The sequence below is a fragment of the Mariniflexile sp. HNIBRBA6329 genome (genome assembly GCF_043558645.1).
In the GTDB taxonomy this organism is placed as follows: Bacteria; Bacteroidota; Bacteroidia; order Flavobacteriales; family Flavobacteriaceae; genus Mariniflexile.
In genome coordinates, this window is record NZ_JBIFXS010000013.1 from 62,767 (window position 1) to 83,489 (window position 20,723).

At 32.1% G+C, this 20,723-nt stretch carries 23 protein-coding genes; 9 read left to right on the forward strand and 14 right to left on the reverse strand.

Features of this window, described 5'->3' with window-relative positions; translation table 11 throughout:
• Positions 1–35: 35 nt before the first annotated feature.
• The 7 genes from recN to ACGK9U_RS13380 form a co-directional block, all read right to left on the reverse strand.
• Positions 36–1,688 carry a DNA repair protein RecN gene (recN, locus tag ACGK9U_RS13350; RefSeq protein WP_394466879.1) on the reverse strand — a complete coding sequence of 551 codons (1,653 nt, stop codon included), beginning with the start codon at positions 1,686–1,688 and terminating at the stop codon, positions 36–38.
• 43 nt (positions 1,689–1,731) lie between these two features.
• Complete coding sequence (locus ACGK9U_RS13355; RefSeq protein ID WP_394466880.1) at positions 1,732–2,619, reverse strand: DUF4835 family protein; 888 nt, start codon at positions 2,617–2,619, stop codon at positions 1,732–1,734.
• Positions 2,612–3,823, reverse strand: a complete 1,212-nt coding sequence (coaBC, locus tag ACGK9U_RS13360) for a bifunctional phosphopantothenoylcysteine decarboxylase/phosphopantothenate--cysteine ligase CoaBC (RefSeq protein ID WP_394466881.1) — start codon at positions 3,821–3,823, stop codon at positions 2,612–2,614. The genes ACGK9U_RS13355 and coaBC overlap by 8 nt, the downstream gene beginning before the upstream one ends.
• Positions 3,824–3,834: 11 nt before the next feature.
• Entirely contained in the window at positions 3,835–4,161 is a 327-nt protein-coding gene (locus ACGK9U_RS13365) for a DNA-directed RNA polymerase subunit omega (protein WP_132218790.1), read from the reverse strand.
• A gap of 11 nt (positions 4,162–4,172) precedes the next feature.
• Entirely contained in the window at positions 4,173–5,000 is an 828-nt protein-coding gene (locus tag ACGK9U_RS13370; protein ID WP_394466882.1) for an outer membrane protein assembly factor BamD, read from the reverse strand.
• Positions 5,001–5,223: 223 nt separating this feature from the next.
• Positions 5,224–6,102, reverse strand: coding sequence for a 4-hydroxy-tetrahydrodipicolinate synthase (gene dapA, locus ACGK9U_RS13375; RefSeq protein ID WP_394466883.1), 879 nt, complete (start codon positions 6,100–6,102; stop codon positions 5,224–5,226).
• The gene (locus ACGK9U_RS13380; RefSeq protein WP_394466884.1) at positions 6,095–6,622 is read right to left on the reverse strand and encodes a DUF6913 domain-containing protein; all 528 of its coding nucleotides are present in this window, start codon (positions 6,620–6,622) and stop codon (positions 6,095–6,097) included. The genes dapA and ACGK9U_RS13380 overlap by 8 nt, the downstream gene beginning before the upstream one ends.
• A 58-nt stretch (positions 6,623–6,680) precedes the next feature.
• Between ACGK9U_RS13380 and ACGK9U_RS13385 the strand changes: the two genes are divergently transcribed.
• Both ACGK9U_RS13385 and ACGK9U_RS13390 read left to right on the forward strand, forming a co-directional pair.
• Positions 6,681–7,439 (forward strand): 5'-nucleotidase C-terminal domain-containing protein, encoded by a 759-nt coding sequence (locus ACGK9U_RS13385; RefSeq protein ID WP_394466885.1) that lies wholly within the window; start codon positions 6,681–6,683, stop codon positions 7,437–7,439.
• Between the two features lie 148 nt (positions 7,440–7,587).
• Positions 7,588–8,505 carry a bifunctional metallophosphatase/5'-nucleotidase gene (locus tag ACGK9U_RS13390; protein ID WP_394466886.1) on the forward strand — a complete coding sequence of 306 codons (918 nt, stop codon included), beginning with the start codon at positions 7,588–7,590 and terminating at the stop codon, positions 8,503–8,505.
• On the opposite strand, the gene ACGK9U_RS13395 is transcribed toward ACGK9U_RS13390, so the two are convergent.
• Entirely contained in the window at positions 8,502–9,257 is a 756-nt protein-coding gene (locus tag ACGK9U_RS13395) for a hypothetical protein (protein ID WP_394466887.1), read from the reverse strand. The two genes, ACGK9U_RS13390 and ACGK9U_RS13395, sit on opposite strands and share 4 nt — an antisense overlap.
• Before the next feature lie 175 nt (positions 9,258–9,432).
• Between ACGK9U_RS13395 and ACGK9U_RS13400 the strand changes: the two genes are divergently transcribed.
• Positions 9,433–9,807, forward strand: coding sequence for a DoxX family membrane protein (locus ACGK9U_RS13400; RefSeq protein ID WP_394466888.1), 375 nt, complete (start codon positions 9,433–9,435; stop codon positions 9,805–9,807).
• Positions 9,808–9,813: 6 nt separating this feature from the next.
• Here the strand turns inward: ACGK9U_RS13400 and ACGK9U_RS13405 are convergent, their stop codons facing one another.
• The 5 genes from ACGK9U_RS13405 to ACGK9U_RS13425 all read right to left on the reverse strand — a co-directional run bounded on the left by ACGK9U_RS13405 (position 9,814) and on the right by ACGK9U_RS13425 (position 15,407).
• Positions 9,814–10,530: a hypothetical protein gene (locus ACGK9U_RS13405; protein ID WP_394466889.1), complete on the reverse strand. Its 717-nt coding sequence runs from the start codon at positions 10,528–10,530 to the stop codon at positions 9,814–9,816.
• A gap of 86 nt (positions 10,531–10,616) precedes the next feature.
• Positions 10,617–11,483, reverse strand: coding sequence for an exonuclease domain-containing protein (locus ACGK9U_RS13410; protein ID WP_394466890.1), 867 nt, complete (start codon positions 11,481–11,483; stop codon positions 10,617–10,619).
• A complete protein-coding gene (gene ligA / locus ACGK9U_RS13415; RefSeq protein ID WP_394466891.1) occupies positions 11,476–13,920 on the reverse strand; it encodes an NAD-dependent DNA ligase LigA in 2,445 nt (814 codons plus the stop codon). Before ligA ends, ACGK9U_RS13410 begins: the two co-directional genes overlap by 8 nt.
• A 66-nt stretch (positions 13,921–13,986) precedes the next feature.
• Positions 13,987–14,847: a peptide chain release factor N(5)-glutamine methyltransferase gene (gene prmC, locus ACGK9U_RS13420; protein WP_394466892.1), complete on the reverse strand. Its 861-nt coding sequence runs from the start codon at positions 14,845–14,847 to the stop codon at positions 13,987–13,989.
• 68 nt (positions 14,848–14,915) lie between these two features.
• Positions 14,916–15,407, reverse strand: coding sequence for a GNAT family N-acetyltransferase (locus ACGK9U_RS13425; RefSeq protein WP_394466893.1), 492 nt, complete (start codon positions 15,405–15,407; stop codon positions 14,916–14,918).
• Between the two features lie 66 nt (positions 15,408–15,473).
• Between ACGK9U_RS13425 and ACGK9U_RS13430 the strand changes: the two genes are divergently transcribed.
• The 4 genes from ACGK9U_RS13430 to ACGK9U_RS13445 are packed head-to-tail and all read left to right on the forward strand — an operon-like array spanning position 15,474 to position 18,211.
• Entirely contained in the window at positions 15,474–15,926 is a 453-nt protein-coding gene (locus tag ACGK9U_RS13430; protein ID WP_394466894.1) for a hypothetical protein, read from the forward strand.
• Positions 15,927–15,939: 13 nt separating this feature from the next.
• Positions 15,940–16,992 carry a bifunctional diaminohydroxyphosphoribosylaminopyrimidine deaminase/5-amino-6-(5-phosphoribosylamino)uracil reductase RibD gene (ribD, locus tag ACGK9U_RS13435; protein ID WP_394466895.1) on the forward strand — a complete coding sequence of 351 codons (1,053 nt, stop codon included), beginning with the start codon at positions 15,940–15,942 and terminating at the stop codon, positions 16,990–16,992.
• Positions 16,985–17,596, forward strand: coding sequence for an HAD family hydrolase (locus ACGK9U_RS13440; protein ID WP_394466896.1), 612 nt, complete (start codon positions 16,985–16,987; stop codon positions 17,594–17,596). Before ribD ends, ACGK9U_RS13440 begins: the two co-directional genes overlap by 8 nt.
• 6 nt (positions 17,597–17,602) lie before the next feature.
• On the forward strand, positions 17,603–18,211 hold the full coding sequence (locus ACGK9U_RS13445; RefSeq protein WP_394466926.1) for an IMPACT family protein: 609 nt from the start codon (positions 17,603–17,605) through the stop codon (positions 18,209–18,211).
• A 1-nt stretch (position 18,212) separates the two neighbouring features.
• Here the strand turns inward: ACGK9U_RS13445 and ACGK9U_RS13450 are convergent, their stop codons facing one another.
• Positions 18,213–18,611, reverse strand: coding sequence for an acyl-CoA thioesterase (locus ACGK9U_RS13450; RefSeq protein WP_394466897.1), 399 nt, complete (start codon positions 18,609–18,611; stop codon positions 18,213–18,215).
• A gap of 185 nt (positions 18,612–18,796) precedes the next feature.
• Between ACGK9U_RS13450 and dnaA the strand changes: the two genes are divergently transcribed.
• Both dnaA and ACGK9U_RS13460 read left to right on the forward strand, forming a co-directional pair.
• A complete protein-coding gene (dnaA, locus tag ACGK9U_RS13455; RefSeq protein WP_394466898.1) occupies positions 18,797–20,224 on the forward strand; it encodes a chromosomal replication initiator protein DnaA in 1,428 nt (475 codons plus the stop codon).
• A 12-nt stretch (positions 20,225–20,236) separates the two neighbouring features.
• On the forward strand, positions 20,237–20,692 hold the full coding sequence (locus ACGK9U_RS13460) for a low molecular weight protein-tyrosine-phosphatase (protein WP_394466899.1): 456 nt from the start codon (positions 20,237–20,239) through the stop codon (positions 20,690–20,692).
• Positions 20,693–20,723 lie beyond the last annotated feature (31 nt).

Sequence of the window (20,723 nt, forward strand, 5' to 3'; positions counted from 1 at the left end):
CTTTAAACTTTTAAACTTGAAACTTTAAAAACTTTTCAATTTAACAATTCTTTAGCGTGAGCTATGGCAGAAGACGACATTTCAATACCGCCCAACATTTGAGCGATTTCAACAATGCGCTCGTCGTGGTTTAATTTCACTAAGTTTGTTTGCGTAACGTTGTTAACATCTTCTTTATATACTTTGAAATGTGAATGGCCTTTGGCTGCAATTTGTGGCAAATGGGTTATTGAAAATACTTGCATAGTTTTGCTCATTTGCAACATGATATCGCCCATTTTATTAGAGATTTCACCCGAAACACCCGTATCAATTTCATCAAACATGATAGTTGGCAACTGTATATATTTTGCCAATACCGATTTTATGGCTAACATAATTCGAGACAATTCGCCCCCAGAAGCCGCTTTTTTAAGCTCGTTAAAATTTCCACCTTTGTTGGCTGAAAACAAAAAGGACAAATCGTCTTTTCCGTTAGCAAAAAATTCGGCACCGTAAACAACGTCTATTTTAAACTGGGCGTTTGGCATACCCAAAGTGGCCAAAATAGTTTCCAATTTTTCTTTTAATTGTGGAATGACCTCAGTACGCTTGTCATGAATAGCTTTTGAAACAACATCAAGTTCCGCTTCTTTAGTAGTAATTTCCATGCGCTTTTTCTCGATAGAATCATCTAAATTTTCAGTAAACGCTACTTTTTCTTCCAGTTGATTTTTTATATCAATTAATTCTGAAATACTATTTACTACATGTTTTTGCATCAAATTATGAAGCACGCGCAATTTCGAATCTACGACTTCCAATCGTTTTGGATCTGCTTCCAAATTTTCATGCAATACATCAACTTCTCTAAAAACATCATCCATTTCTATTAAACTACTATTTACTCTATTGAATAAATCTTCGTATTTAGCAGCATAGCTTGATAGTTTTTGAAATGTATTTTTCAAAGATGTCAAAGTTGGCAACACCCCTATTTGCTCTTCATTTAATAATTGATAGGCCTCAGAAAGTTTTTCTTTAATGCCCTCAATATTATTTAAAGTTTCATATTCTTCTTCAAGTAATTCCAATTCGCCTTTAATTAAATTGGCTTCCACCAATTCATTCAGTAAAAACGAATTATAATCGTGTTCTTTTATGGCTTCCGCTTGAAAATCCAAAAGTTCTTGAAGCTCTTTTTTTAATTTTTTATAAGATTTTAATTCTAATTTATATGTTTGAAGCGCTACTTCATTATCAGCCAAGGCATCAATAATTTGAAACTGAAACTCGTTGCTTGTAAGCTGCAAGGTTTCGTGTTGCGAATGAATATCAATCAATCGTTCACCTAACAATTGCAAACTATTTAAATTTACAGGTGAATCGTTTACAAAAGCCCTCGATTTTCCAGAGGGTAATATCTCTCTACGGATGATTGTTTCATTTTCATAATCTAAATCTTCAGCTTTAAAAAGCGATTGAAGTTTGTAATTTGAAATATTGAAAACCGCTTCAATTACACATTTCTCTTCGGTGTTTTTTAAGCTGCTTAAATCGGCTCGCTTTCCAAGAATTAAAGACAAACCACCTAAAAGTATGGATTTACCAGCACCAGTTTCTCCTGTAATTATTGAAAAACCATCGTTGAAATCTACATGAAGATTATCAATTAAAGCGTAGTTTTTTATAGAAAGTGATGTTAACATTGAAGTTAAAAGTTGTAAAGTTAAAAGTTGAAAGTTGGTTTACTTAAAACTTAATATTTTGCCATTTGCTACTGTGCATAGGCGCTACTTTTTGTAACGTTTCTTTAACACTGGCTATGTTTACATTGGGTCCGTCACTAAAAACTTGCTCAATTTCATCTGCTTTTGCATCAAAAAAAGTACGTAGCAAAAAGGAATTTGGTCTACGACTATTCATAGCTTGAAATTTTTTTAACGATGCCGCTATTTGCTCTTTACCTTCTTTGGCGTTATCACTCATTACATCCAAACCTTTACGGTGGTAAGTGTACATTACCTCTTTATATTCTTTAAAAGTTGGCGACAAAATATTATCTATAAGTGCAAATCGACTTTGTAAACCGTCTGATAATTTCCAACCTTTAAAATTTTCTTGTTGCGAATAATTAACAATGGTTTGAGCTTGTTTAAAGTACGTATCGCCTCCGTTTTCAGCAAACGATTCTGCATCCAATCCTAAAATCATATACACATGAAATGCCAAAACTGATACTAAGTTAGATTCGTATTGTGTAGGGTTAAAAATTAAGTTTTGATATTCTAAATACCTAAAATTAAAATCTTTATCATTAAAATTATAAATAGGTGTTGTAAATGATGAACCAAAAACAGGACGTGATGATTGTATTTGTAGTGATGCTTGAAATGCTTCGCCACTATAACCTACTATATTTATTATCATACTGCAGTCTATACGCTCTTGAAACGCAAAGGTTTTGTTTGTCCATTTAGTATTATTTACAAACTCTTTTAACTGCTTCTCTAGAGTTTTAAAAATGGGCAAATTTTCGTTACCTGTTTGTTGTGCATTTACAACCACATTACAATTTAGCTCTTGGGAAAAACCTGTAATCCCAAAACTGAATATTAAAACTATAAGTATGTTACGCATTAATTTGTTCTAAAATTTTATTTAATAAATCGGTTGCTACTTCAGCTTTCGATTTTAGTTGATATTCGGTTACAGTTTCATCTGCATCAATAAAAGTTACCTTATTAGTATTGCTTTTAAAACCTGCGCCTTTATCATTTAACGAATTTAAAACAATTAAATTTAAATTCTTTCTTTTTAATTTGTCTTTTGCGTTTTCGAGCTCGTTGTTGGTTTCTAAAGCAAACCCCACTAAAAACTGATTGGTTTTAATAGTTCCCAAAGACGCTAAAATATCCTTTGTTTTTTCCAACTCTAAAGTTAACGTAGCTTCTTTCTTTTTTATTTTTTGAGAAGCCACTTCTTTTGGCTTATAATCGGCAACTGCAGCTGAAAGTATGGCGATATCTACTGAATTAAAATACTCGTGAGCTGCATTATACATATCATTAGCACTAACAACAGGAATAAGATTTATAAGACTATGAGAAACCTTTTGGTGTGTTGGTCCTGAAATTAGAATAACCTCAGCGCCTAAATTTGCAGCCGCTTTTGCTATTTCAAACCCCATTTTTCCGCTGGAATGATTGCCAATAAAACGAACAGGGTCTATAGCTTCGTAAGTTGGTCCCGCCGTAATAAGTACTTTTTTTCCTTTTAGGGGGAGTTTATTTAAAATATCGTTTTCAATAAAAGTTACAATATCTTCTGGTTCTGCCATTCTACCCTCGCCTATTAAACCACTTGCAAGTTCACCATTGGTGGCGGGAATCATGATATTTCCGTAGCTTTTTAAAATCTTAAATGAACGCAATGTGCTTTCGTGTTTGTACATGTCCAAATCCATTGCAGGTGTAAAGTACACAGAACATTTTGCCGATAAATAGGTTGCCAACAACAAATTATCGCAAACGCCATTTGCCATTTTTGACAAGGTATTTGCTGTGGCAGGAGCTATAATGAATACATCTGCCCACAAACCTAAATCTACATGGTTATTCCACACAGCATTATCATCTTCTTCATTAGTGAACGATGAATTAACAGGATGTTTTGAAAGAGTTGATAAAGTTAAAGGGGTTATAAAATCTTTAGCAGAAGGTGTCATAACTACTTTTACGTTAGCACCCGATTTTACAAACAACCTTACAAGAGAAGCTGTTTTGTAAGCGGCAATACCACCACTAATTCCTAATAGTATGTTCTTGCCGCTTAATATTGACATTTTAAAAAAGTTTACTGATTATCTTCCTCAGTATTTCTAAAATATATTTTGTCTGTTAACCATTCTTGAACAGCCAAAGCATGTGGTTTTGGTAATTTTTCGTAAAATTTAGAAACCTCAATTTGCTCTTTGTTTTCAAAGATTTCTTCTAAACTATCGTTATAAGTAGCAAATTCCTCTAACTTATCGATAAGTTCTTTTTTAATCTCTGTGTTAATTTGTTCAGCACGTCTTGCTATGATTGAAATTGACTCGTAGATGTTCTCTGTTGGTTCGTCAATTTGGTTTCTGTCGTACGTGATGGTATTAACAGGTGCATTGGTTTTCTTTAAATCCATTGTCATTGATATTAACTTTTAGTGCTATATTTTTGTAATTCTTCGTCAATTGTCGAAGCCATTTTGTTTACTTCTTCTAAATGCTTCGAACTTGCAAATGCTTTTTTAAAGGCAGTTGAATATTCTTTGGCTTGTTCTAAACGCTCTTTTTTAAGGTGAACAATGCCGTTTATGGTATTTTTATATTCCACACTATTTACGGCTAATTTGTAAGCCGAATCTAATCTGTAATACAACGCTTCCTCGCGTAATGTTGAACCTGGAAAATCGAACATGAAATTATCAAACGATTTTACAGATGCAGGAAAATCTGAAATTGTATTGTATTGTTTAGCAATTTCAAAAGCTTTCTTTTCTAACTTATAATCTAATTCTTTAACCAATTTGTTTGCTTCAGAAAGATACTCAGATTGAGGAAACAAATTGATGAAATCTTGAAGTTTTTCAATAGCCTCTTTTGTTTCTTTTTGATCTTTAGAATAAACAGGAGATAGCATATAATAACTCTTGGCACTTAAAAATGAAGCTTCTTCTAATTTTTCACTTTTAGGATAACTGGAAGCAAAACGCTCAAATTGATAGCCTGCCGTATAGTAATCTTTCATTTGATAAAAAGAATTTGAATACAGGTACATCAATTTTTCCGCTTGGGGCTTACCTCTATAATTTGGTACTATTTGCGCAAAAAGTTTATTCGCTTTTGCAAATTTACCTTCGTTATATAGTTCTTCTCCCATTTTAAACTTTGCCGCAATATCCTCTTTCTTAAGAACCTTTTGATATTCGCTACAAGAGCTTAAAAGTGCGATAGTTATTAATATATAAAGAAATCTATTCATATGAGAATTAACATCTGATTTTTTAAAGTCATATGCAATCGCTACATTTTTAATGCTATTCAAAAGAATATTGTAATTGCGATTTCATAATTTTAAACAAGATGCAAAATTAAGTTATTAATATGGATTTTAAAAATATTATTTTAATGCTAAAATAACGGCTTAAATACAGCAATCATAAGGATTAAGTAATATTTAACAGATAAATAATTTAACCGTACCCTTAAAACTTGTTTACAAACGATTTGATTTTTTCTTTTAATTGATTTGAAGCTGGCACTAAAGGCAACCTAACACTGTCTCTACACATACCTAAAGCTTCAAAAACACCTTTGATGCCGGCTGGATTGTTTTCTTCAAAAATATAACCGATAACATCCATTAATCTAAAATGAAGTTTGTAAGCTTCTTTAGCATCACCTTTCAATCCTAAACGAATCATTTCTGAAAATTCTTTAGGAAATCCTTGCCCTATTACCGAAATAACTCCCGCACCGCCTGCCAAAACAATACCTAAAGCTAGATCGTCATCTCCAGAAATAATCAAAAAGTCATCCGGTTTGTTTTTAATTAACTCTAAATATTGCGACACATTATTTCCTGCCTCTTTTACGGCAACAATATTTTTAAAATCGTTAGCTAATCTTAAAGTTGTTTCAACTTCAATGTTTCTAGAAGTACGTCCAGGAACGTTGTACAAAATAACATCAACCGGAGAAGCCTGGGATATCGCTTTAAAATGCTGATAAATACCTTCTTGTGTTGGTTTACTATAATATGGAGACACCGATAAAATAGCATCAATATTACTTAGATTGGTTGACTTAATTTCGTCTATAACTTCTGCTGTATTATTTCCGCCAATACCTAAAACCATAGGCACACGCCCATTGTTTGCTTTAGATATAGTTTCAATAACATCCTTTTTTTCTTGTTTAGTAATGGTAACGCTTTCTCCTGTTGTACCACATACCACAAGATACTCTACGCCATTTTCAATATTGAAATTCACAATATTTGTTAAGGCATCATGATCTATAGTTAAATCTGATTTAAAAGGTGTAACTAAAGCAACTCCAGTTCCTAGAAACTTACTATTCATTTTTAATTTTATTTAATATAGTTAGGTATTTAAACATTTCGGCTTTAAATACGTCAAATTCTTTTAAGTTGGTTTTAATGATTAAATCGTTTAAACGTTCATCGGTTTGCAAAATCCCTATTTTAAACTGCGCTTTAGATGCTGCTGTAATCCATTTCAATTCTGTTACTTCTGCTTCGTAATAACTTATCAAAACATCAAACTTAATATCTAAAAAATCTTGCAATTCGTTATTTTTAATAACGCCATTCCAACCAAAATCGTTCGGGGTATAACAAACATCCCAAGACTTAAGGGTTTCATTTTTACTTGCAGAAAACGCTATAATCTTCAGTCTGTTTGGCAGCACTTTTAAATAAGATGACAGTGTGTTGAACTTTTCAAAATCTTCAACTTCATCCATATTAAAGATAATCCCCAAACTTTCAACCTTATCATCTATAACATTTACTTGCCTTTTAGATAACAATTTGTTGATATGCTTTTTAATAGATTTTTCTTTAAAACCTTTTAAAATCATTTATCTTTATACTTTGCGCAAAGGTAACAAAACTACACTCAAAAAATCTACTAAAAATATGAGGTTTACATATTTAATTTATTTGTTATATATATTACTATTTTTTAATTGCAAGCAACCCAAAGCGTATTTAACACAAATTGACGGCAAACAAATTCCTGTTGAAGAGTCGGTTAGTCCAGATTCCGAAATTGAAGCCTTTATTAAACCATACAGAACACACATTCAAAAAGATCTAGATAATGTATTGGCCTATTCCAAAGCTACCTACACAAAATCTGATGGCGAGTTCAATACCGCCCTTGGAAATTATATGGCCGATGCTGTTTTTGATGAAGCCAACCCTATTTTTAAGAGTAGAACAGGTAAAAATATAGACATGGTAATTTTGAACCATGGTGGTATCCGCTCCATTATTTCCAAAGGAAATATAACTACCCGAACCGCTTTTGAATTGATGCCTTTTGAAAACAGTATCATGGTTGTTGCTTTAAAAAGTCCCCAAATAGATAGTTTGATCAACTATTTAAGTAAAGCACGAAAAGCCCACCCCATTTCGAAGCTTAAACTTGCAATAGACAAAGATTTTAATGTGATTGAAGCTACTGTAAATGATGAGGAAATTGATTCCAACAGAACCTATTTTGTTGCTACGAATGATTATTTATATAACGGTGGCGACGGCATGACCTTTTTTAAACCCAATGAAGCCGTTTTTATTTTAGACTATAAAATACGCAATGCATTAATAGATAATTTCAAAAAAGTGGACACTATAAACCCTGTTAGAGACGATAGGTTTATTATGATTCAGTAGTAAAGAAACAAAGTAACAAAGTTTCAAAGAGGCAAAGTTATGGTTTATGAGTTTATGAGTTTATGAGCAAAATAAGAGTAACTAAACTTAATACCCTTTTAACCTTGAAACTTTGAAGCTTTGAAACTTTGAAACTAAAAAGACAAAAATGAAACGTAGAGACTTTATACAACAAACATCGGCCACCGCAGCATTGGTTACTATTGGTGGTTTAGGACTTCAGTCGTTTTCAACAGTTGAAAAAGTATCCAAAATTACCATATTACATACCAACGATGTGCATAGCCATATAGACACTTTTGGTCCTGAAGATGCACGAAATGCCAATATGGGAGGTGTTGCCAGAAGAGCTAGCTTGATTGAATCTATTAGAGGCGAAAACCCTAACACGCTTTTACTGGATGCCGGCGATATTTTTCAAGGCACACCCTATTTTAATTATTATGGGGGCGAGCTGGAATTTAAATTGATGAGCAAATTAAAATATGATGCCGCCACTATTGGCAATCATGATTTTGATAATGACATTAATGGTTTGTATGCACAACTTCCCCATGCCAAATTTCAATTTATCTCATCTAATTACGACTTTTCCAATACCGTCATGAACACCCATGTAAAGCCCTATAAAATTTTTAACAAAAGCGGTATTAAAATTGGTGTTTTTGGATTGGGTATAGAACTAAATGGCTTAGTAGATCCTGCCATGTACAAAGAAACCAAATATCTAGATCCTATTGAAATAACACAGGACATGACGCGTGTTTTAAAAAATGAAGAAAAATGCGATTTAATTATTTGCCTTTCGCATTTGGGATATGATTACAAAACAAACCCCGACAAAATAAGCGACTTAAAATTGGCCGCAGCAACTAAAGATATTGATTTGATAATTGGCGGACACACCCACTCATTTTTACCTAAACCGACTGTTGTTAAAAATAATGAGGGCAAAAATATGCTGGTAAATCAAGTTGGATGTTACGGTATCAATCTCGGGAGAATTGATTTTTATTTCGATTCAGATAAAACCAAATCGGCAAATGGTACTTCCATTATTGTTTAAGATAAAACGGTATCAGACGAATATTTTTCCTTCAACTCTATATACTTAGGCTGTTTGGTTACTACTTCTTTATCCGTAATACATTTAAACATTAGGTAAAGCGCTGTAGCATACAAGAGTCTGTAAAGTAATTCTAAACTCCAATTGTTTAAGTAATATAAATTCACAGAACTTATCATTACGGACAATCCTAAAAACACTACTGCTGTTAAAAACAAAATCGATTGTTTGGTTTGGGTATTTAAATACACACCAAAGGATACAAATGTTAAGATTATTAAAACGAAGCTCTTTATTCCAAATAGAAGCACTTCATTATGATTTGGAACTACAACGTCCAAAATACTATAGGTTATGTAAAGAAAATAAACAGCTATTGAAAACACAACTAGCAAATAAGTTCCCACTAAAGCATTCAATTCTAAAAACTTAAATTTTGGAGCTACTATAATTAACAAGAAAAAATAACTTAAAATGTAAAGCACACTTGAAGCTTCAATTAAAACATCGTCTAAAAAAAGTAAAGCAGATGTATCTCCTAAAAAAGAAAACAATAAAAAAGAAATAAAGGCAATGCCTAGAGACTTGTCATTAATAAAAAAGAAAATTAAAAAAACAGGCACAAAAACAGACATCATCGTTTTCATAATTAGGGCGTCGTTTATAAAAACACCAACAATATTTACGGCAATTAATAAAATTAACGCACACAGAAATAATGTATTATAAGTAAAATTAAGCTGGTTTTTCACAATATTTAGATAAGTAGGTTGAATCAAATATAAAAAAAATATCATTTCAACACTTAAACAATACATTTTATCGATAATCAGTTATTAAATATAAGTTTTACCATACAAATAGATAGGGTTTTGATAAGTATCGGTATAAAAGACGTCTAACAAAATGACTTTCAAATTTTAGATAATGAAAAAATACATTTCGTTAGCACTAAGGATAATTGTTGCTGTTACCTTAATTCAAACACTCCGTTTTAAATTTACCGCGCACCCTGATAGCATTTATATATTTGAAAAAATTGGGTTAGAACCTTATGGAAGAATAGCCATTGTTTTTTTAGAGCTCATTGCTGGCATTTTGTTACTTATACCAAAAACAATTTGGATAGGAGCCACATTAACTATAGGAGTTTTAAGTGGTGCTATATTTATGCACGCAACTGTACTAGGCATTGAAATTAATAACGACAGCGGTTTACTTTTTTATACTGCAGTATTAACTTTTATACTATCTGTAATTATTCTATATCTATACAGAAAAGATATTCCTTTAAAAAAGTAAAAAAAACTAATTAATGAGCATATCAACTTCTTCTTGCTTAAATTCTTGTTCAATTTTAGATTGTTTATAGAAAAAATAATAGGCTAAAACATATAAAGATGTGGAAACCATTTGAAGCAAATGTCTTTCAGAAATATATGTGTAAGCCACCCAAATAACTTCGGCAAAAACAATACACAACGCACCTATAAACAAATACAACGCCTTCACATTATCCTTATAAAAATAGTTTACTAATGCTACCGACAGAAGCAATAACATTACAATATTATATATCAATTCCACATAATACTCGTTTGATTTTTCCACAAAGGGGTCTACTATAGTTTGTAAAACATGAATAATATATATGTTTAAAATAGTTAACACCAATAGATGAATTTTATAATTTCTTAACACATGATATAATGAAATTGATTTAGAAATTTCAATAATTAAAAAACTATAAGCCAGAATATATAATGAGTTTCCTAAAAAATAATCAAGATTATAAGACACATAAGGCCTGATAAAAACCATTAATTCTGAAAAAGAAAATAGCAGTAAAAAAACCGTAAAAAATAAAGACTTCTTTTTTACAGTTATAAAATAAAACAATGTTACTATAGGTAATATTGCTGATTTGAGATCAGTAGCAATTGCACCTTCATCTCTATACTGAAATGAAACAGATAGAACAAAAAGCAATAACGCTAAAATTACCAAGACTTTTGACTTGCTCATGATAACAATTTACGGTTCAAGTACAAATATAAATTAATTTTACAATTAATCGTTAAAAAAATACATTTTATCGATAAAATTACAATTTATTTAATTTTTTGTAAGAATTCATATTCGTTTATCAGTAAAATATTTAAATCCTCGGCCTTTTTTCTTTTACTTGGCCCCATGTTATCTCCAGCAACAATAAAACTTGTTTTTGACGATATAGAACTACTTACTTTACCACCATTATCTTCAATGAGTTTTTTTAATTCATCGCGAGAAAGCGATTCAAAAACACCAGATATTACAATACTTTGTCCTTTCAATATATCTGATTGTATACTTAATAATTCTTTTACATTAATAATTAAAGTAGAGTCATTGTTAAAATTGATTGTCTTCTTTGTATTGTTAGTTATTAATTTTTTATTCTTATTTTTTAAAAAAGAATTTGACTTAGTAAACAATTCAAAATCTTCAACTTGCAGAAGTATATGAAAAAAGACTTTTCCACATATAAAAGCATCCTCAAGCGCGTTATGATAATTTTCTTGAGGAATTTTAAAATATTGAGCAAGAGAACTTAGTTTATAATTGTCTAACTGAAAACGACTTCTAGAAAGGCTCAATGTGCAAAAACAAGTATTAATTGGCATAGGAATATTATACCTTTCTAGAGACGAATAGAGCACAGACATATCGAAACTTGAATTATGAGCTACGATAACCCTTCCTTCAAAAAAATGATTAATATCTTTCCATACCTCATCAAACTCCCTTTCGTTTGCCACTTGTTCTTCAGAAATACCATGTACTCTTTTTGCAAATGGATTAAATTTATCAATTTTTGGGTTTATCAAAGAATAGTATTCATTAATAACCTCTCCATCTTGAAATTCTACGATACCTATTGAACAAGGGTAATTACCATTTGCCGTTTCAAAATCAAAAGCTATAAAATTATTCATCCTTTAATAATTCATAAAATTCAACTTCACTTATCATTTTTATATTCTCTTTTTCTGCTTTTTCTCTTTTGCTTGGCCCCATATTTTCACCCACAATCAAATATGAAGTATTTTTTGATAATGAACTTATGTTTTTCCCCCCGTTTTCCTCAATCATTTTCTTTAATTCATCTCTCTCTATTGTAAACTTTCCTGAAACCACAAAATTTAAACCATTTAACTTTTCAGATTCAATCTTTTTCTTTTTTATTTCAAAATTAACACCACAAGCTTTTAACCTGTCAATAATTTTTACGTTTTTAGAATCTTTAAAAAATTGCATTACATTATTCGCAACACTTTCACCAACATCTCTAACAGAAACCAAATCATCATAACTTGCATCAATTAGGTTTTCTATTGTTAAAAAGTGATTTACTAGATTCTTAGCACTGACCTCTCCTACATCTCTGATACCCAACGCATACAAAACGTTACCAAAAGGTCTGCTTTTTGAAATCTCTATGGCTTTTAATATATTCTTTGCTGTTAATGATTGTATCCCAACCCTATTCCTATCACAAACCTTCACAATAAAATCTTCAAACCTTTTATCAGTATAAAATCTATTTAACAATAAAGCCTCGTCAATATAATTAAGTTCTTCTAATTCATTATCACCAAACAAACTCAATGAACTGCTTGGGAATTTCAAAATTAAAAGCAAATCAAAAGAAACGTAATGGTCAAAACTAAAATATTCCTGAAGATTTATCTTAAAAAGATTTTTTTTCAAAGTAGTTACAAATCTTTCAAATTTTCTCTTATCAACACCATCTGGAACTTCTGAAATATCAAAAACATCTTGCAATTTTTTGATTTTTTTAGCTATCAATTCAGAATGAGCTCTTGTTAAATTTCCCCAACCCTGACTTAAACCATATATCGCTTTTCCTAATTTCACTTGAAGTTGTCCGTTTTTTTTAAAACCAGCATCCTCATTATCCAACCACATTCTAATCCCCTCAATCTCATCATATTTCAAAAAATATAAATCTGAATAATTACTTACCTTATGATGATGATATAAAATCTCTATTATTCCTTTCCCCAGCCCATCAATATCCATGGCTTTCCTAGATACAAAATGCTGAATACGCCCAATTATTTGTGGCTGACACCCATTATAATTAGGGCAATAATGCTGTGCTTCTCCTTCCTGCCTTACTAATTCTGTTTCACATTCAGGGCAAGTTGTAATATATTCGGTTGGTTTGGAATGCGATGGACGTTTCGTTAAATCAACACCTAAAATTTTCGGGATAATTTCCCCTCCTTTTTCAACATACACCTCATCACCAACTCGAATATCTAATTTTTCAATTTGGTCGGCATTATGAAGCGATGCTCTTTTTACGGTGGTGCCAGCCAATTCAACAGGTTCTAAATTGGCTACTGGGGTAATAGCTCCAGTTCTTCCAACTTGATACGTAATACTATTTAATTTTGTTGACACCTGTTCCGCCTTAAATTTATAGGCCATAGCCCAACGCGGAGCTTTAGCGGTATACCCCAACTCCTCTTGTTGTTGCAAGCTGTTTACTTTAATAACCACACCATCAGTTTCGTAAGGCAACTCGTGGCGATGTACGTTCCAATGATCAATAAACTCTAAAACCTCATCAATGGAATTGGCAATTTTTGCTGCACTAGGCACTTTAAAACCCCATTGTCTGGCTTTTTCTAAACTTTCAAACTGGGTGCTAATTCCCAAATTGGAACCTGTTATGTTGTAAAGTAAACATTCCAACGGTCGCTTGGCAACTTCGGCACTATCTTGCAATTTTAGACTACCTGATGCTGTATTTCTTGGGTTCCTATAGGGCTCTTCCCCTATTTCAATACGTTCTTCGTTCATTTTGTTAAACCCTTCATAAGGCAAAACAATTTCACCACGTATATCGAATTTATGTGGATAATCGGTTCCTTTTAATCTCAAAGGCACTGATTTTATAGTTTTCACATTAGCTGTTACATTATCGCCATGAAAACCATCACCTCGTGTTACTGCACGAACCAATACACCGTTTTCATAAGTTAAACTTATGGAAGCACCATCATATTTTAATTCGCAAGTGTATTGAATATCGCCATCTATTTGCTTTTTTATACGTGTTTCCCAATCTAACAAGTCTTCTTTAGAATAGGAATTGTCCAACGAATACATACGATACTCATGCGGAATGGTCTCGAAATTTTTGGTAACCTCTCCTCCTACACGTTGCGTTGGTGAATTGACATCAAAAAATTCCGGATGCTTCATTTCCAATTCTTGAAGCTCTTTTAATTTGATATCGAAATCGTAATCTGAAATGGTTGCGCTATCTAACACATAATAGTTATAGTTATGCTCATTCAGCTCGTTACGAAGGTTTTGTATCTGTTTTTCTATATCCATAGTATTTATAGATGGTTGTTGGTTTTTAATTGTTGGTTATTGGTTAGTTTGCAAACCTTTTAATTGTTAATTGATTTCTCCTTTAATCATCCTATCTTTTTTGAAGATATCTTGTTTCAATTCTATATTTTTGAAGTTACTATTTACCAACAATTGTATCATCTCTTTCCCAAGATATTCATTGATTTCAAAAAACAACTCGCCATTATTAGTTAAATTTTCTACAGCAAACTCCGTAATGGCTTTATAAAACAACAGTGGGTTTTCATCTTTCACAAACAAAGCCAAGTGTGGTTCGTTATTTAAAACATTCGGTTTCATCAACTGTTTTTCTTGCTCTCTTACATAAGGTGGGTTGGAAACAATGACATCAAATGTCATTTTACTAAAATCGGGACTCCATGTTTCAGGCTTTAAAATATCAGCTTCAATAAATTCAACAGCTATACCATTTAATTGAGCATTTTTTTTAGCCATCTTTATAGCTTCATTGCTCACATCTAAAGCATAAACTTTAGCGTTCGGTAAGTTTTTAGCCAATGAAATAGCAATACAACCACTACCCGTTCCCACGTCTAAAATTCTGATTTCTGAATTCTGATTTCTAAATTTTGAAATGACCCACTCAACCAATTCTTCCGTTTCAGGTCTTGGTATTAAAGTATACTGATTTACCTTAAAAGGCAACCCGTAAAATTCGCTTTCGCCTAATATATATTGAATGGGCTGTTCTTCCTTTAACAATTTTAAAGCATTTAAAATAGCTTCGTAACCATCAACCGACAACTGTGGCTCCATGGCCAACTTCAATCTAGACACATTGCAATACGATTCAATAAGCATAAAAAAGAAGCTATCTACCTCTTCTTTATCATAAATAGCATCTAATTCTAAATGAAATGTCTTTTGTATGTCTTTTAAATTCAAAATAATATTTTAAAATAATTAGTGCTCGACTGTACTAGCACCTACGGTAATCTAATAAAAAATATTGATCACAAATCTTTTACCATCCAAACTCCACATGAGTAATGCCCGGTATTTCCCAAAGCACCTTTCAAATGCTTAAAACCGTAACTTTCGTATATATGAATAGCGGCTTTCAGTTGTGGCGTAGATTCTAGATAACACTTTTTATATCCTAAATTCTTAGCTGCCGACATACATTTATCAAGCAGCAATCTACCATACCCTTTTCCCCTAACTTTAGGCGAAAAATACATTTTTTGGATCTCGCAAATATCAGTTTCAAAATCCTTCAAGGGTTTTAAACCTCCGCCGCCCAAAATTTCACCATCTTGTTCAATTACAAAATAAACTTCATTGGCATTTTGGTAAGATTCATACATTTTAGGTGTTTCTTTATCCGAATACGCCGTTCCTTCCAAAGGAATTTTAAATTCATAAAAACACGCCCTAATAATCTGTTCTATCTGAGCATTATCATTAGGTTCAATTTTCCTTATAACTATAGTATCTTTGCTCATATAAAATGCTAATTTTGTTCCGAAATTTTTCGGTATGAAGATACATTAAATATAAAAAAAACAGAAATGAAACACGCTATAATCTTTTCAATATTTTTACTTGTTTTTTTTAATTGCTCTGTAAATGAGAAGCCTGTGTTTTTAGGTGTTGAAAATATAAAAATACTTGAATCTACCCCAGAATACGTCATTCTTGCTGCCGATGCTTTATTTGAAAACCCCAATACTATTGGTGGCGAACTGGAAGTTAACGATATAAAAGTTTATGTAAACAACAGTGAAATGGCTTCGGTTTCATCTAAAAATTTTAAAGTACCTGCCAAAAAAGATTTTTCTATACCTTTAACTGCAAACATATCTATTGACAGCATTTTTGGTGATGAAAATTTAGGCAGCTTAATAGGGAGTTTGTTAACCAAAAAAATAAACGTACATTATAAAGGTGTGATTAACTATAAAGTTTTAGGCTATTCACATGTTTATGAGGTTGATAAAACCGAAGACGTAAAAATTAAATAATCCATTCTTTTTTTTGAACAACCACGAAACATACATAAAACGCTGCATTGAAATTGCCAAAAACGGATTAGGCACAACTAGACCCAACCCCATGGTTGGCAGCATTATTGTTTACAACCAACAAATTATTGGCGAAGGTTTTACCAATGCTTATGGTGGCAACCATGCCGAAGTGAATGCTATAAATTCGGTAAAAGACAAGTCGCTTTTAAAAGAAGCTACTATATATGTTACTTTAGAACCTTGCTCCCATTTTGGAAAAACACCACCTTGTAGCGACCTCATTATCAAACACCAAATACCAAATGTGGTTATTGGCTGTATTGACGACAATATACAAGTTGCCGGAAAAGGCATAGAAAAACTAAAAAATGCGGGATGCCATGTAACTGTTGGTGTTTTAGAAAATGAATGCAAAGAGCACCATCAACGCTTTTTTACATTTCACAATAAAAAAAGACCTTATATTATTTTAAAATGGGCTGAAACTGCCGATGGTTTTATTGCCCCAGAAACAAAGAACGAACAAAAGCCCGTTTGGATAACCAATGAATATTCCAGACAGTTAGTCCATAAATGGCGCACCGAAGAACAAGCTATTTTAGTAGGAACAAATACCGTTTTACAAGACAACCCCAGCTTAACTGTTAGAGATTGGACAGGACACAACCCCATAAGAGTTGTTTTGGACAAAAACGTAAAGCTACCAAAAAACCTAAATGTTTTTAATGAACAAGAAGAAACAATTACAATAGGTTCTAAATACCAAAACACAAATTCTAAAAACCAAAATTTGAATATGGAATTTATAAATTGGAATTTAAAAACTTCTATAGCAAAACAAATTTGCGACTGTCTTTATAACCGTAACATCAATTCCATTATTATTGAAGGAGGCGCAAAAACACTTCAAACTTTCATAAATGAAAACCTTTGGGATGAAGCGCGCGTTTTTTCAGGAACTACTCAATTTAAAAATGGCATAAAAGCACCTGACTTTTCTGGAACATTAATTTCAGAAGAAAAAATACTAACCGATATACTCAAAATCTGCAAGAATGATTAAAGCCATTATATTCGACTTTGGCAACGTGTTCATCAATTTAGATATAGAAGGTGCCATTAAACACACTTTTAATCAATTTAAGATTGATAGCCTTTCGGAAGAAATGACGGCTTTTAATAGTTTTTATGAACAAGGATTAATTTCGACCGAAGAATTTATTGAATTTTATGTTGAAAACTTTCCGAATATTTCTTCAGAAGAATTAATAGATATTTGGAATTTCATGCTTAAAGATTTCCCTAAGCATCGATTGGAATTTTTAAAAGACTTAAAAACTTCTGCAAAGTATAAACTCATACTTTTAAGCAACACCAACGAACTTCATATAGATTTCATAAAAAGAAACATTCCGTTTTACGATGAATTCAAAAATTATTTCGATGCATTTTATTTATCGCACGAAATCAATTTAAGAAAACCTAACCGCGATATTTTCAATTTTGTTTTAAATGAAAACAAATTAAATGCCAACGAATGTCTTTTTATTGATGACAATGAAGATAATTGCAACACCTCAAAATCTTTAGGCATTGAAACATGGCACATCCATCCAGGAACCGAAGATGTTTCAAATTTGTTTAAAATTAAGAAAGGCCTATTTTAATTGAGTTTGATTGAAAAGGACACATACAAAACCATTGAAACTTCAACCGAAGCTATACTGTTTAAAGAAAAAAACAGTAAGTTTTTTGGTTATGCTTACCCTGTTTTGAATGAAGATGATGTAAAACTTCATTTAGAAACTTTAAAAAAGGAACACCATGCAGCAAGACATTGGTGCTACGCCTACCAACTTGGAACTGAAACCATATATTACCGAGCTAATGATGATGGAGAACCCAGTAATTCTGCAGGCATGCCTATTTATGGGCAAATACAATCGTTTGATGTTACCAATATTTTAGTTGTGGTGGTTCGTTACTTTGGTGGTGTTAAACTAGGTGTTGGCGGATTAATAAGCGCCTACCGAACCACCGCGCAATTAACATTGGAAGCATCCACAATTATTAAAAAAACCATCAATGTTAATTATTTAATCTCTTTTGATTACAAAAACATGAACACAGTGATGCGTATCATAAAAGAAAAAAACTTAAACATTACCAACCAAAAATTGGAATTGAATTGCCAAATAACAATCTCTGTTAGAAAAAAAGAAGCAGACTCAGTTTTTGAAGCCTTCAATCACCTTTTTGAAATCGACATAAAAGAAATTTAGATTAATTATTAATAGCGTCCAAAATGTATTGAGGTGCCTTCATTGGCTTATTAGTTTTCATATCTATAAACACTAGAGTGGTACTTGCCAGAGTTAAAATTTCACCCTTTTCATTAGTAATTTCATACTCAAATTCTATCTTGGCTGTGGGCCTATTTTTCAGTTGAGTTTTTACATTAATTACATCATCATAAACCGCTGATTTTTTATAGTTTATACTCAAATAAACTACGGGTAGCATCACGCCATTTTCCTCCATACTCTTATAAGAAACCCCTAATTTTCGAAGCCACTCAATACGCCCCATTTCTAGATATAGTGCATAGTTTCCGTGATAAACAACGCCCATTTGGTCAGTTTCACCGTATCTCACTCTTATTTGTATTTCGTCGATTTTCATAAGGTTTATTAATTTTTTTTTTGTAGCTTCGGCAAGAGGTTAAACATGGGGAAAAATTTCTGAAAATTCAATACTATTTGATTTTTTTTTTAAGAATTTTGTTCACATATTTGCCAAACCATAAAGGGGGTTAATATTATTAATTTTCTTTCACAAACCTAACGAACAAAACCAGAAGAATAAAAATGAGTATAACTGCGCAAACGGTATGGAATAATTGTCTTGAATTCATAAAGGATAATATTCAACCGCAAGCTTACAAAACTTGGTTTGAACCCATTCAAGCAGTTAAACTTACAGATAACGCATTGAGCATTCAAGTACCTAGTAAATTCTTTTACGAATGGCTTGAAGAACACTACGTAAAAATCCTTAAGGTATCATTAACTAAAGAATTGGGCGAAAAAGCCAAACTTGTTTACATTATTAAAATGGAAAACACGTATGGCAACAAGCAACCTTTTACCGAGAAAATTCCAAGCGCCAACAGAAGCGCCATGAAATCTCAGGAAGTTGATGTACCACTAAACAATAAAAGTCCAGAATTACGCAATCCATTTGTAATTCCAGGTATTAGAAATGTTAAGATTGAATCGCAACTTAATCCTAATTACAGTTTTGAAAACTTTTTAGAAGGCGATTCCAACCGTTTGGCACGTAGTGCTGGTTTAGCGGTGGCTTCCAAACCAGGAGGCACTTCTTTTAATCCGTTACTTATTTTTGGAGGTGTTGGTTTAGGAAAAACCCATTTAGCGCATGCTATTGGTGTGGACATTAAAGACAAATACCCTGAAAAAACGGTTTTATACATTTCTGCTGAAAAGTTTACACAACAATACATAGATTCTGTTAAGAAAAACAACAGAAATGATTTTATACATTTCTATCAAATTATTGATGTGTTGATTATTGACGATGTACAATTCCTTTCGGGAAAAACTGGTACGCAAGATGTATTCTTCCATATTTTCAACCACTTACACCAAAATGGTAAGCAGGTTATTTTAACAAGTGACAAAGCACCTGTTGATATGCAAGATATTGAACAACGCTTGTTATCTCGTTTCAAATGGGGACTTTCGGCTGAATTGCAAACACCGGATTTTGAAACCCGTGTTTCAATTTTAAAAAATAAATTATATCGTGATGGTGTAGATATGCCAGATGATATTATTGAATATGTTGCCAAAAACATCAAATCGAATGTACGTGAGTTGGAAGGTGCTATTATTTCTTTAATTGCGCAATCATCTTTCAACAAAAAAGAAATCACTATTGATTTAGCTAGAATTATAGTTGAGAAGTTCGTAAAAAACACCAAACGTGAAGTTTCTATTGATTACATACAAAAAGTAGTGTCCGATTATTTCCAAATGGATATTGACACACTTCAATCAAAAACCAGAAAACGACACATTGTTCAAGCGAGGCAATTGGCCATGTTTTTTGCTAAAAAATTCACCAAAGCTTCATTGGCAAGTATTGGGTCTCAAATAGGAAAACGCGACCACGCCACCGTTTTACACGCTTGTAAAACCGTAGACAATCTATCTTCAACAGATAAACAATTTAAAAAGTACGTTGAGGATATTACAAAAAAACTATCTGTTTAAAACACAATTAAGATGACTAAAATTCTGATGGTATGCTTGGGAAACATTTGTCGTTCTCCGCTTGCCGAAGGCATTTTAAAATCAAAACTTCCCAACGATTATTTTATTGTAGATTCTGCTGGCACGGGCGATTACCATATTGGTAAAAATCCAGACAACCGTTCCATTGCCGTTGCTAAAAAATATGGTTTAGATATTTCAAATTTAAGAGGCAGACAATTTAACGTATTCGATTTTGACACATTCGATATTATTTATGTGATGGACGAATCGAACTATCGAAACGTAATACAACTTGCCCGAAACGAACAAGATAAAGCAAAAGTCAACTTCATTTTAAACGAAATTCACCCAAACCAAAACTTTAATGTTCCAGACCCCTATTATGGCGGAAACGATGGCTTTGAAAATGTTTATAAGATGTTAGACGAAGCATGTTCGGTTATTGCCACCAAGCTCCAAAATTAATTCCTATAGTTTTCATCAAAGATTTTTTGTA